Below are 12,600 nucleotides of genomic sequence, written 5' to 3' on the forward strand. Positions count from 1 at the left end.
GTCACCACCAGCCGGTCGCGGCGGCGATCTGACGGCCGAGTTCGTTCGTCATGGTGCGCATGTAGGTGGTCGAGATGTGGTGAGAATCGTGATACACCAACACATTTCCCTCCACGGCACGGCAGTAGTCCTCGCGGCACACCGCCTCGCTCATGTCGAGCGGCTTCAGCAGTGGGAACTGCGCGACGAAATCGAGCGTCGGATTGTGGTCGGACAGTACCTCAGAGCGCTTGATGCCGCAGGAGATGGCGTTGCCCCCGCTGGCCAGACAGTCGGCGGGGAAGAAGGGCTCTCCGTTGCGTACCAGCCAGGGAGTGTCCCGCATCGCCAGTATCGGGATGCCCGCGTTCGAGAACTCCTGCCAGATGCCGATATAGGTGCCGGGCATCACATCGCCCGGCTTGATGTTCCACGGTCGCGTCGACGTCGTGAACACGTAGTCCGGATGGTCGGAGAGCAGCCGGCTCATCACCCTGTCGTTCCAGTCGCGGCACTTGGGATAGGGCCGGTTGTCGCCCATCACGAGCGGCTGCTGCTCGGTGGTCAACGGGCAACCCATCTTCAGGTACGTGGTGACCTTGAAGTGGTGCAGCCTGCCGAGCAGATCCAGGGCGGTGATCCAGTGCTCGGCGTGCGAACCACCCGCCAACGCGATGGTGCGGGTCGCCGTCTCGTCGCCGTAGGTGCAGTTGATGACGTCGACGTCGTCGAAGTCGCCGATGCAGCCGTCGGTGGTGCTCTCGGGTAGATCGTCCTTCGCTTCCAGCACCGTCGGGCGCATCGGCAGCTTGGGCACCTTCGCGTGGTTGAGCAACGCGCGGGCACCGGGATAGTCCCGCGATGAGAGGCCGGACAATTCCTTGCCGTTGGCCCGTTGGACGGTCATGTGTTCACGCCAGGTGAACGACGTCGCGGTCAGCGTCACGCCGAGCAGCGTCACCACCGACCCCAACACGATCGTGGGTCGCCGCAGCCGTACCCGGATCGGCACGGTGACTACCGGCTTCGGCGCGGCGGCCGCGGCCTTGTACCGCAGGGGGTTCTCCACGTAGCGGGTGGTGAGCCAGGCCAGGACGCCGGAGACGAGCAGAATGCCTGCGCCGTCGGCGAAGGTGGCCGCGGTGTGACCGCTGTAGGCCAGCCAGAAGATCAGCAGCGGCCAATGCCACAGGTACAGCGAGTAGGCCATCGCGCCCAGCGACACGAACGGCGCGGTGGCCAGCAGCCGGTTGGGTGCAGGCAGCCTGCCCCGAAGGCGTGCGACGTGGGGATCGGCCACGCGGTTGGCGGCGCTGAGGATGAACAGGATCGTGGCGCCGACGGGGACGAGGGCCCACGGGCCGGGGAACTCCTTGACGCCGTCGATCAGCGCGCCGCACGACAGGATCGCCGCGAGCGACACCACCGCGACGGTCGTCCGCAGCCACATCGGCCAGCGCACGTAGGGCACCACTGCGCCAACGAGCGCGCCCAGCAGGAGCTCCCACGCCCGGGCGAAGCTGTTGTAGTAGGCGGTGGCTTGGTCGGCCTGGTGGGCGAATATCGCGTAGACGAACGATGCGACGGTCAGCACGCTCAGCAGTGCGATGAACGCCGTCCTGGTGTGCCTGCCGAGGCGGCCACGCAACAGGTAGGCGAAGCCGAAGATCAGCACGAGGAAGGCGATGTAGAACTGGCCCTGCACCGACATCGACCAGATGTGCTGCAGCGGGCTCACGGCCTCCCCGGCACGCAGGTAATCCGATGCGGTGCTGGCCAATTCCCAATTCTGGTAGTAGCCAAGGCTGGCGAGGCTCTGGTCGGCGAAGGTCTCCCAGCGGGTCTCGGGCTGGACGAAGATCGTCAGCACCGCCGACGCGGCGAGCACGACGACCAGCGCAGGCAACAGTCGCCGGACCAAGCGCATCACCTCGGGCCCGGGAGCCAGTGAGGCGTGCGGCGTGATGGCCGCACGCAACAACCGTCCGCCGAAGAAGAATCCCGAAAGGGCGAGGAAGACGTCGACACCGCCCGAGACGCGGCCGAACCAGATGTGGAACACGGCAACGAGCGCGATCGCGATGCCTCGGAGACCGTCGAGATCGTGGCGGTAGAAACCCGACTTGCGGGTGCCCATGACGGCGCGGGCTTCTGTCCCGGTATCGGCGCGCGACGCCGACCGGGGTGGGGCGAGGGTCATCATGGTCGACGGTCAATCTACCCAATCAGGGAGCCAGGCGCGTTTTGCGATGAGCGGTGATGCGACGCGAAGATGGGGCCGATGAGCGCTTGCGCGAAGAGCAGACAGCCGCCGATGAGCGCTTGCGCGAAGAGCAGACTGTGCCGATGCCCGCTTTGACGCCCGCCGAGATCAGTGCGATCGATGCCGCCCACGTGTGGCATCCGTACAGCACGATCGGCGCCGAAGCGCTGCCGCCCGTGGTTGCCGTCGGGGCGCGCGGCGCGTGGCTGACGGTGATCGACCCCGCCGGTGACGACGGACGTCCGATCGAGGTCATCGATGCGATGAGCTCGTGGTGGACGGCCATCCACGGCCACGGCCATCCTGCTCTCGACGCTGCGATCACCGGCCAACTCGCGACGATGAACCACGTCATGTTCGGCGGCCTCACCCACGAGCCCGCGGCGCGGTTGGCGCAATTGCTGGTGCAGATCACCCCCGATGGCTTGGAGACGGTGTTCTTCAGCGACTCCGGTTCGGTGGCCGTCGAGGTGGCGGTGAAGATGGCGCTGCAGTACCAGCGCAGCGTCGGGCGCGCCGGCAAGCACCGGCTGATGACGTGGCGTGGCGGATATCACGGCGACACGTTCACGCCGATGAGCGTGTGCGACCCGGACGGCGGCATGCACTCGCTCTGGTCCGACGTCCTCACCGACCAGATCTTCGCGCCGCAGGTGCCGAACAGCTACGACCCCGCCTACAGCGCGGCGTTCGAGCGTCAACTCGCCGAGCACGCCGACGAACTGGCCGCGGTCATCGTCGAACCCGTCGTGCAGGGCGCCGGAGGCATGCGCTTCCACGACCCGAGGTACCTGTCGGATCTGCGGGCCGCCTGCAGCCGCCACGGCGTGCTGCTGATCTTCGACGAGATCGCGACGGGCTTCGGTCGCACCGGCGCGTTGTTCGCCGCCGACCACGCGGGCGTCACCCCGGACATCATGTGCGTAGGCAAGGCGATGACCGGCGGTTACGTCACGTTGGCCGCCACGCTGTGCACCAACGACATCGCCACCACGATCAGCACGAGTGAGGCGGGTGCGCTGATGCACGGCCCCACGTTCATGGCGAACGCGCTGGCCTGTGCGGTGTCGGTGGCCTCGGTCGAACTGCTGATCGGCCAGGACTGGCAGCGGCGCGTGCGCACCATCGAGACGGGGCTGTCCGACGGGCTGGCACCGGCGCGAACCCTGACCGGCGTCGCCGACGTTCGCGTGCTCGGTGGGATCGGCGTCATCGAGATGGACCGGCCCGTCGACGTGGCCGTGGCGACCGCGACGGCGCTGGGGCACCGGGTGTGGCTGCGGCCGTTCCGCAACCTCGTCTACGCCATGCCGCCGTACGTCTGCACGCCCGCGGAGGTCGACCAGATCACCTCCGCGATGGTCGGCGTCGCGCGTGCACTAACCTGAACGGTGTTCAATTGTCGGCTCGCCGACGGGTTCGAGTCGGGTTCGGAGGAGACGCATGGTGTCGATACGCGCAGGTCTCTCGCCGCTGGCCTGGCTCGACGACGTCGAACGACAGCGCCGCGCGGCCGGCTTGCGCCGTTCGCTCCGTGCCCGGCCGCCCGTCGGCGCCGAACTCGACCTGGCGTCCAATGACTACCTGGGCCTGTCCCAGCACCCCGACGTCATCGAGGGCGGGGTCGATGCGCTGCGCACCTGGGGGGCCGGGTCGACCGGATCACGCCTGGTCACCGGGAACACCGAACTGCACGAGGGATTCGAGACGGCGCTCGCGCAGTTCGTCGGTGCCGAATCCGGGCTGGTCTTCTCGTCGGGCTACACCGCGAATCTCGGAGCGGTGGTCGCCCTGTCCGGCGCTGGGTCGCTGCTGGTCTCCGATGCGCTGACCCACGCGTCCCTGGTCGACGCCTGCCGGTTGTCCCGCGCCCGCGTGACGGTCACCCCGCATCGCGACGTGGCCGCGATCGACGCCGCGCTGGGCTCGCGCGACGAGGAACGCGCGATCGTGCTCGTCGACTCGGTGTTCAGCGCCGACGGCGTCATGGCGCCGCTGCGCGCCGTTCACGACGTGTGCCGCAAGAATGGCGCGCTGTTGATCGTCGACGAGGCACATGGCCTCGGCGTGCGGGGCGACGGTGGCCGCGGCCTCCTGCACGAGGTCGGTCTGGCGGGCGCGCCCGACGTCGTGATGACGACGACGTTGTCCAAGGCGTTGGGCAGTCAGGGCGGCGTGGTGCTGGGCCCGTCGGCGGTGCGCGATCATCTGATCGATGCCGCGCGGCCGTTCATCTTCGACACCGGCCTGGCGCCTGCCGCGGTCGGCGCTGCATGGGCAGCCCTGCGGGTGCTGATCGCCGAGCCGTGGCGCGCCGATGCCGTGCTGCGACACGCCGCCACGCTCGCCGAGGTCTGCGACGTCGCCGAGACGCCGGATTCCGCGGTCGTCTCGGTGATCCTCGGTGAGCCCGAGGTTGCGCTGGCCGCTGCTACCGGTTGTCTCGACCGCGGCGTCCGGGTGGGATGCTTCCGGCCGCCCACCGTCCCCGTCGGCACGTCGCGGCTGCGGCTCACCGCGCGCGCGTCCCTTGACGAGGACGACGTGGTCCTCGCTCGGCGCGTGTTGACGGAAGTCCTCGCCGATGCGCGCCGAAACCGACCCGGCGGCGACGTCCAAAACTCGTGAGCGTCCTCGTCGTCACCGGCACCAACACGGGCGTCGGCAAAACCATCGCCACCGCGGCGCTGGCCTGCCATGCACGGTTGGCCGGGATCGACGTCGCGGTGTGCAAGCCGCTGCAGACCGGCACCGCCGACGGCGACGACGACCTCGCCGAAGTACGCCGGCTCTCCGGAGTCAGCGAATTGCACGGCCTCGCACGGTTTCCCGAGCCATTGGCTCCCGCCGCCGCTGCGGCGCGCGTCGGTATGGCGTTGCCGACGCGTGCCGAACTGACGGCGTGGGTGCGCGAGGTCGACGGGCCGAGGCGCTTGACTCTGGTGGAGGGCGCCGGTGGCCTGCTGGTGGAGCTCGGCCAGGGCGGGGTGACGCTGCGCGATCTCGCATCGGATCTGGCTGCGTCCGTGCTCGTGGTGGTGGCACCGAGTTTGGGCACGCTGAACCACACTGCTCTGACACTGGAAGCCCTTGCTGCGCAAGGGATTCCATCGGCTGGGCTGATGATCGGCGCGTGGCCTGCCGACCCAGGAGTCGCCGAAACGTCGAACTGGGACGCGTTGGCGGCGCTGGCTCCGCTACGCGCAGCGTTGCCGACCGGCGCCGGCTCGATGAGTGCCCAGGACTTCGCGAACCTCAGTGTGTCCGCGTTCGACCCCGACTGGGTGGCGGGCCTGGTGGGCTGATGGTCCACTCCGTGGAGCTGGTCTTCGACCCGGACACCGAGGCGGCGATCCGGCACGTCTGGGACGAGCTGCGCGACGCCGGAATACCCAGCCAGTCGCCCGCGAGCCGGCCCCATGTGACGTTGGCGGTGGCCGAGCGGATCGATCCGGCGGTCGATGGTCTCCTGGCGTCCTTGCCCGAGCGGTTTCCCCTGCCGTGCATCGTCGGTGCGCCACTGTTGTTCGGCAGATCGACCGCGATCGTTACGCGACTCGTGGTGCCGACGGCCGAGCTGCTGGCGGTCCACGCCGAGGTGCACCGATTGTGCCTGCCGCACCTGCAGCCAGGCCCCATGGCCAACAGCGTGCCCGGCCAGTGGACCGGTCATGTCACGCTGGCTCGGCGCGTCGGTCCGGCACACCTGGCGCGGGCCGTGCGCATCGCAGGACGGCCCTCGGAGATCAGCGGCAGCTTCATTGGCCTACGTCGCTGGGACGGAAATGCGAAGGCAGAGTTCCCGATCAGCTGACACACTCGGCTCGTGGACCGGATCGCGATCATTCGTACGGAAGCCGAGCGCCTCGCCGCCGTGTTGGCCAGCGCGGCACCCGACGCCCGCTGCCCGACATGCCCAGAGTGGACCGCGGCTGATCTGCTGTGGCACCTGACCGAGGTGCACTACTTCTGGGCCGGCGTGCTGTCGCAGGATGCCCGCGCCGAGGCCGACCTCGCGGCCATCGAGGAGGCCAAACCCGAACGCCCGACCGACATGGCCCATCTGCTGGCGCTGCGGGAGCGGGCCACGACGGCCTTGCTGGAGCAGCTCGCCCGGCTGGACGACTCCGAGCCGCGCTGGTCGTGGTGGCCGCCGGATCAGACGGCCGGCTTCACCCGCAGGATGCAGACCTACGAGGCGACGATGCACCGCGTCGACGCGGAACTAGCGGCGGGTCTACCGATCGGCGACATCGACGCCGCCGTGGCCGCCGGTGCCGTCGACCATGCCGTGGACGTGATGTGGGGCTGGCTGCCGGACGGGGCGACGTACGAGGCACGTGCCGTGGTCGAGTTCGTGGCATCCGACGTCGACGGGCGGTGGCTCGTCGAGGTCGGGCACTGGACGGGTGTGGGCCCCGAGTCGGGCACACCCGTGGACGTGCCGATGGCGCGCAGGGCGGAGGCAGGGGAGCCGACGGCCACGGTCACAGCGCCGGTGGTCGACCTCGCGCTGTGGGCGTGGAGCCGCGGCGGCACGGTGGCGACCTCCGGTGCTGCCGCGTCAGTCGAGGCCGTGGGCGCGGTCGTCGCCAACGGTATGTAGAGCCGCCGCAACCTTTTTCGGGACGCACATGCGCCAGGCGTCGACCACCAGCTCACGCAGTTCGTCGAGATCGATCGCGTCCAGCCGGACGTGGATCCAGTTGTATCTCATGTCCGACGTGCGGGGCAGCATGAACTTGTCGGGCTCGGCAGCCACCATCGCCGCCCGCTCCTCCTTGGGGAAGCCGACGCCCAGCACCGTCTCGTCGCGCGAGAACGCAACGAAGACGATTTGGCCCACCCGAAACTTGATCTGATCGCGCACCACCACTTCGTACGCCCGCGGCAACGACGCGGTGACGCGACGGACGTCGTCGACGGTGATCACGTACGTGACGTTAGTAGGGGAGTCCGACATCTCCTCAAATGAAGAAGATGTGCTCGATCCACTCGCGCAGCGCCTGCGCGGGATTGATCGGTACGACGGATTCCGGCACCTCGACGTCGGGAAGTGTCGTGGCAGCGCCCAAGTCGAGGATTTGCAGGAAGCGGTCGGCACCGGCCCGCGTTTCGAGAACCGCCCGCGCGCCATCGGGACTGAAGTTGAGATCGCCGGCGGCGTAGTCGGGTAGCTCGAGTTGCAGCGTGGTCAGGTCACCGCTGGGTGTCCGAATCACCGTCGTGATACCAGTCGATTCCTCGCCGTTGAGATACGTGGATGCCCGCATGTAGGCGGCGTTGCCGTCTTCACTGAACGTCGTATACACGATGCCGCTGGAGTCGCGCGACGTCACCTTCACGCTGTGACCGTTGAGATCGAACAGCGTGTTCGAGCCCTTGCGGAGGAAGACAGCCAACGTGCCGGCCTCGTTGACGGTGAACCTTGGTGCGTCGCCGGGCCCAGCCAGGACGACCGGGACGGCGATGACCGAGGCACGGGTGAGATCGAGTCCGGTCACGACGAGCTCGTGGCTGCTTCCGTCGGAGAGCAACCTCTCCGTGACGAGGAAGCCCTTCGTTCCGTCGGCGCCCAGTACCAAACCCGGGGCCGGCCCGTCGATGAAGTCGGCCGGATCGCCATCCACGATGGTCGCCCCGATGGCCTGGCCCGTGACCAGATCGATCGCGGTCAATGTGGTGGTTCCCTGCCCGGGCGTGATCGAACTGTTGTTGACGACGACGTAGGCCTTGTTGCCATCGGCGGTGAACGTCGCTCGGGGGAAACTGTTGACACCGTCGGCGGCCAGCTTCATCGGCGAACCGACCGGTTGGCCCGTCACGAGGTCGATCACGGTCGCGTACGCGCCGGTCTCATTGGTTACTCCGGGCGTGTGCGTGAAGACGATTGCGCGGCTGTGCTGTTCGTTGGTCACCATCGGCGAATTGAGGCTGCCGTCGAGTTGGACGCTCGACGACGTGCCGGTGGCGACGTTGATCGCTGTCAGGAGCGTCGTGGCGTCGTCTGGTCCCGTGACCGTCGTGACGTAGAGCCGGCTTTGGTCTGCGTTGAGCACAATCGCACTTCGGGTTGGTTGGAAAATGGCACCGCGGATGTACGACCCGTCGACCACGAACACCCGCGACGTTCCGTCGGGGCCGATGGCGTAGACCTCGGTGTGATCGCTGAGCGGGGCCACGTAGTAGCCGGTGCCGTCGTCGGCGTAGGTGGCAGCGGGTGCCTGGAGGCTGTTGAAGTGCAAGTTCGTCGAACCGAGGGAGGCTCCGGATGCCGTGTCCAGGACGCTGACATAGTAGGAAGCGTCGTGAAGTGGGGTAGCGGCGACGAGAGTGACCAGTTGCACGGTCGATCCGTCCCCGACGAACCGTGCCGTGGCGTCACTCTGGATGCTGACCGGGTGTGCCACGGTCCCGTTGGTGAGGTTGACGAAGATCAGCATGTCGCCACCGACGACCGGGTCCACGGGGTCCAGTCGGAGCATGGCCCGCGTGCCGGTGGCGTCCAGGATCAACTGACCGCGCGGTATGGCCCCGCCAAAATGCAACGGGTCGCCGACGGGCTGGCCGGTATGGCTGTCCAGAAGGATGACCGAGGTGGCCGCGTTGGAGGGTGTCGACGACTCCATGACGACCACCTGAACGATGCGGCCGCTCGCAGTTTCCAGCACCGGCCCCGAGGAGGTACCGAATGCGCTGCGCTCCGCCACCAAACTCTCGCCGCTGAGGTCGACGACGCTGACGTGGGTGCGGTCGTAGCGCTCGCCTATCTCGCGGGTGGTCACGTATATCCGCTTGCCGTCGGCGCTGAGCACCACGTCGCCGGGATTCACCAGCTTGCCAACGATCGACACCGTGTCGGGGATGTCGGGTGGGCCGTCGAGGGCGACGATGTTCACGTCGGTGGCGTCGTCGCCTCGTTGCATGACGAAGAAGGCGCGCGTGCCATCGGCGCTGAGGACGAGGCCCTCGTCGGTGGGGACGCCCGCGCCTGTCGTCACGCTTGACCTGAAGTGGCCGGTTGCCATGTCGAACATGACGAGCCGGTATCCCTCCGCAGTTCCCGCGGGGCGGGCCAGCTGCCATCCGGTCTTGCCGTCCGGGCTGAACACGGGTGAACCGATGGGTTCACCGCCGAGGCGAAGGGGTGAGCCGACGACGTTGGCTGATTGCAGTGCAACGAGATTCACCGTGGCGGCCTGGGTGGCGCCGCCGTTGGGTGAGAACAAGGTCTGCAGCAGCCCGTGAACGTGCCATCCGGTGTCGGCGTCGCTGGTGATGACCTTGAACGAGTCGGGTCCGCTGTAGCCCTCGTTCGCGGTGTAGGTCCAGGTGCCGTCGTCGTGGATCACGACGTGGCCGTGCGCCCCGTCCTGCACCAGCCGGAAGGTGAGTCCCTCGGTTTCTCCCTCGTCGGGATCGGAGGCGCCGAGGCTACCGGTGATTTCACCGTTCTCGTCGACGATGAGGCTGTTCTGAGTCGGTTTCAGGGTGGGCGTGTGATTGAAGAAGGTCTGCTCGATCTCGCGGCGCGCCCACGCGAGGAGCGTCCAGATGCCGGGAGTGGCCGCGGGGGCCGCTGGACCGGGGGCCAGCAACGGCGTGAAGCCGAACGCCGACAGCACCGCGCTGATGATGTTCATTTGCGGCGCCGGTGCGGGCACTGGCGCAGAAAGGGCGGCGGGCAGGACCTGCTGGGCCGATGCGGCTGGAATGTCGGGCGTAGACGCGGCGACCCGGGCTTGGATCGGTGAAACAGCATGCGCCAGTGACGAAGTGACCTGTAGGTCGATGCCAGCGGGCGGCTGAGGGCCGGGCGGCGGAGTGTTCGGTCCCGAAGGTGTTTCCGTCGCCGGTGCAACCGTCTTCTGGTGCTGGGCACTCGGAGGTGTGGACTTGGCGCCGTGGTCTTCCTGCTCAGGCGAAGCCAGTGGCGGCGGCGGCGTAGCCGTGGTTGGTGGGGGAGGCGGCGGCGTCTCGGGCGTGGACGGTGGCGGCGTCTGTGTGGGCGAACTCGGGGTGGTGCCGTTCCGGCCGTCGCCTACGACGACGACCGGGCCGGAACCGTCCGAGCCGCCGGGTGTCGCCGACGTCCCTTCGGCGGGTGGGAGAGCCGGGGTCGTCGGGGTTTCGGCGTCGACGGTGGGAGAGGTCTTGGTGTCGGTTGTCGTGTCGGTCGTCGTGGGGCCGTTGCCCGTGGTGTCCGACGTGTTCGTGGTGGTGGTTCCGTCCGTGCCGCCGTCGGCGAACGCCGTTGGCAGGCCACCTCCAGTGCCGACTGCCGCGCCGATGCCGAGTGCGACGGCCAATGCGCCGATCCGCCCGATGTATCTGCCGTACCCCATGACGGTGCCTCCCGAAGACCTACCTGGGGAGCCGTGTGAACCCCAACGGGACGCTATGGCCCGCTGCGGGAAAACGAATCGGGTGTTTCCCTACCCAATGTGCAGAATCGGCGTCACACGGCGCTGCGTGGCACGGTCGCGTGCGCTACACCGGTGACGAGCAGGTGCAATCCGAAGGCGAACCGCGCACTGGGATCGACTGTGAGGATGGACTGCTCTTCCGACAGTGCGCCCGCCGCGTCCCATTGAATGCGAGATTGTTCGTCGGCGGTGAAGCCGAGCACGTAATAAACGATGGTTCGGGCGACCAACTCTGCGTGTCCCCGGTCGATGCCCGCTTCCGTGGCGGCCGACGAGAGTCGGGTCAGGATGTCGTTGAGCGCTGCAGACTTCCCCGCCGCGAAACTGGCCGAGACGAGTTCGGCGCCGTCAGTGGTCGACAGCAGGGCATCGCGCAATGCCGAACTGACAGCCGTCATGCCGTCCTGCCACGCCGGATGGGCGTCGACGCGGGTCGTGGGCTCCAGGATGCGGTCGGCGACCGCGCCGAGCAGTTCCTGCTTGTCGGCGAAGTGCCAGTACAAGGCGCCGGGGCTGACGTTCAGCTCGCGGGCGAGCCGGCGCATGGTCAGATCGGCGATGCCGTAGTCGTCGAGGAGTTGCGTGGCCTTGTCGACCACGTCGCGTCGGTGCAGCTGCACGCCTGTATCCTAAACACCGTTCAAGTTCGTCGTGCAGAGGAGTACCGGGTGACGCAGTCGACTATCGACGACACCGAGATCACGGACGTGTTGAGTCTGGCGCGGGAGCAGGTGCTCGAGCGCGGGGTCGGTCTCGATCAAGATCAGGTCCTTCGGGTCCTGCAGCTGCCCGACGACCGGCTCGAGGAGCTGCTGGCGCTGGCGCACGACGTCCGGATGAAGTGGTGCGGACCCGAGGTCGAGGTCGAGGGCATCATCAGCCTGAAGACCGGCGGCTGCCCCGAGGACTGCCACTTCTGTTCGCAGTCGGGGCTCTTCGCCTCGCCGGTGCGCAGCGCCTGGCTCGACATCCCCAGCCTGGTGGAGGCCGCCAAGCAGACCGCGAAGTCCGGTGCCACCGAATTCTGCATCGTCGCCGCGGTGCGTGGCCCCGACGAGCGCCTGCTGGCCCAGGTGGCCGCGGGCATCGAGGCGATCCGCAACGAGGTCGACATCCAGATCGCGTGCTCGCTGGGCATGCTGACCCAGGAGCAGGTCGACCGCCTCAAGGACGTGGGCGTCCACCGCTACAACCACAACCTGGAGACCGCGCGGTCCTTCTTCACCAACGTGGTGACCACGCACTCCTGGGAGGAGCGTTGGGGCACCCTCGAGATGGTTCGCGACGCGGGCATGGAGGTGTGCTGCGGCGGCATCCTCGGCATGGGGGAGACGCTGGAGCAGCGCGCCGAGTTCGCGGCGAACCTGGCCGAACTCGACCCGCACGAGGTGCCGCTGAACTTCCTCAACCCGCGGCCCGGCACGCCGTTCGGTGACCTCGACGTGCTGCCGGCCTCCGAGGCGCTCAAGTCCGTCGCCGCGTTCCGGCTTGCCTTGCCGCGCACCATGCTTCGGTTCGCCGGCGGGCGGGAGATCACCCTTGGCGACCTCGGCGCGAAGCAGGGCATCCTCGGCGGCATCAACGCGGTCATCGTCGGCAACTACCTGACCACCTTGGGACGGCCGGCCGAAGCCGATCTCGAGCTTCTCGACGATCTCCAGATGCCGATCAAGGCGCTCAACGCGACCATCTAGTGCGCGATCATCTTCTAGTGACGGCACCCAAGTTCAACGTCTACACCGGCGAGCCGGCGGGCGGCACGGTTCCCGCTGCCGCACGACTCGGTCTCGAGCCGCCGCGGTTCTGCGCCGGGTGCGGGCGCCGGATGATCGTGCAGGTCCGGCCCGATGGCTGGGAGGCGAAGTGTTCGCGGCACGGGGTGCAGGACTCCAAGGATTCCGAGGAGAGGCGATGAGCCTCTCGGGCGAAGAG

11 protein-coding genes are annotated in these 12,600 nt (G+C 68.1%); 7 read left to right on the plus strand and 4 right to left on the minus strand.

The genetic code is table 11. From position 1 onward, the window contains the following. Nucleotide 1: 1 nt before the first annotated feature. A complete protein-coding gene (locus N536_RS0121845; RefSeq protein WP_029115561.1) occupies nt 2-2,182 on the minus strand; it encodes an acyltransferase family protein in 2,181 nt (726 codons plus the stop codon). 143 nt (nt 2,183-2,325) lie between these two features. On the opposite strand from N536_RS0121845, the gene N536_RS0121850 reads away from it, so the two are divergent. The 5 genes from N536_RS0121850 to N536_RS0121870 are packed head-to-tail and all read left to right on the plus strand — an operon-like array spanning nt 2,326 to nt 6,848. Further along, nucleotides 2,326-3,630, plus strand: a complete 1,305-nt coding sequence (locus tag N536_RS0121850; protein ID WP_029115562.1) for an adenosylmethionine--8-amino-7-oxononanoate transaminase — start codon at nt 2,326-2,328, stop codon at nt 3,628-3,630. 55 nt (nt 3,631-3,685) lie between these two features. Beyond that, complete coding sequence (locus N536_RS39135; protein WP_051574679.1) at nt 3,686-4,870, plus strand: 8-amino-7-oxononanoate synthase; 1,185 nt, start codon at nt 3,686-3,688, stop codon at nt 4,868-4,870. Then, nucleotides 4,867-5,547: a dethiobiotin synthase gene (gene bioD / locus N536_RS0121860; RefSeq protein WP_029115563.1), complete on the plus strand. Its 681-nt coding sequence runs from the start codon at nt 4,867-4,869 to the stop codon at nt 5,545-5,547. The genes N536_RS39135 and bioD overlap by 4 nt, the downstream gene beginning before the upstream one ends. After that, complete coding sequence (locus tag N536_RS0121865; RefSeq protein ID WP_029115564.1) at nt 5,547-6,056, plus strand: 2'-5' RNA ligase family protein; 510 nt, start codon at nt 5,547-5,549, stop codon at nt 6,054-6,056. The genes bioD and N536_RS0121865 overlap by 1 nt, the downstream gene beginning before the upstream one ends. A gap of 12 nt (nt 6,057-6,068) precedes the next feature. Then, nucleotides 6,069-6,848 carry a maleylpyruvate isomerase family mycothiol-dependent enzyme gene (locus tag N536_RS0121870; RefSeq protein WP_029115565.1) on the plus strand — a complete coding sequence of 260 codons (780 nt, stop codon included), beginning with the start codon at nt 6,069-6,071 and terminating at the stop codon, nt 6,846-6,848. Here N536_RS0121870 and N536_RS39140 read toward each other — a convergent pair. The 3 genes from N536_RS39140 to N536_RS0121885 all read right to left on the minus strand — a co-directional run bounded on the left by N536_RS39140 (nt 6,807) and on the right by N536_RS0121885 (nt 11,288). Next, on the minus strand, nt 6,807-7,175 hold the full coding sequence (locus tag N536_RS39140) for an MmcQ/YjbR family DNA-binding protein (RefSeq protein ID WP_051574680.1): 369 nt from the start codon (nt 7,173-7,175) through the stop codon (nt 6,807-6,809). The genes N536_RS0121870 and N536_RS39140 overlap by 42 nt on opposite strands. Before the next feature lie 34 nt (nt 7,176-7,209). Further along, on the minus strand, nt 7,210-10,587 hold the full coding sequence (locus N536_RS0121880; RefSeq protein ID WP_029115566.1) for an Ig-like domain-containing protein: 3,378 nt from the start codon (nt 10,585-10,587) through the stop codon (nt 7,210-7,212). Nucleotides 10,588-10,700: 113 nt separating this feature from the next. Further along, entirely contained in the window at nt 10,701-11,288 is a 588-nt protein-coding gene (locus N536_RS0121885) for a TetR family transcriptional regulator (protein WP_029115567.1), read from the minus strand. A gap of 78 nt (nt 11,289-11,366) precedes the next feature. Between N536_RS0121885 and bioB the strand changes: the two genes are divergently transcribed. After that, nucleotides 11,367-12,362, plus strand: a complete 996-nt coding sequence (gene bioB / locus N536_RS0121890; protein WP_029115568.1) for a biotin synthase BioB — start codon at nt 11,367-11,369, stop codon at nt 12,360-12,362. Nucleotides 12,363-12,379: 17 nt separating this feature from the next. Continuing rightward, nucleotides 12,380-12,583, plus strand: a complete 204-nt coding sequence (locus N536_RS0121895) for a hypothetical protein (protein ID WP_036437264.1) — start codon at nt 12,380-12,382, stop codon at nt 12,581-12,583. The last annotated feature ends 17 nt before the right edge of the window (nt 12,584-12,600 follow it).

Source organism: Mycobacterium sp. URHB0044 (genome assembly GCF_000620625.1).
In the GTDB taxonomy this organism is placed as follows: Bacteria; Actinomycetota; Actinomycetes; order Mycobacteriales; family Mycobacteriaceae; genus Mycobacterium.

Excerpts from the sequence above, each read along its gene's own strand:
- N536_RS0121845 (WP_029115561.1), bottom strand. The coding sequence starts at position 2,182 with ATGATGACCCTCGCCCCACCCCGGTCGGCGTCGCGCGCCGATACCGGG.
- N536_RS0121850 (WP_029115562.1), top strand. The coding sequence starts at position 2,326 with ATGCCCGCTTTGACGCCCGCCGAGATCAGTGCGATCGATGCCGCCCAC.
- N536_RS39135 (WP_051574679.1), top strand. The coding sequence starts at position 3,686 with ATGGTGTCGATACGCGCAGGTCTCTCGCCGCTGGCCTGGCTCGACGAC.
- N536_RS0121865 (WP_029115564.1), top strand. The coding sequence starts at position 5,547 with ATGGTCCACTCCGTGGAGCTGGTCTTCGACCCGGACACCGAGGCGGCG.
- N536_RS0121880 (WP_029115566.1), bottom strand. The coding sequence starts at position 10,587 with ATGGGGTACGGCAGATACATCGGGCGGATCGGCGCATTGGCCGTCGCA.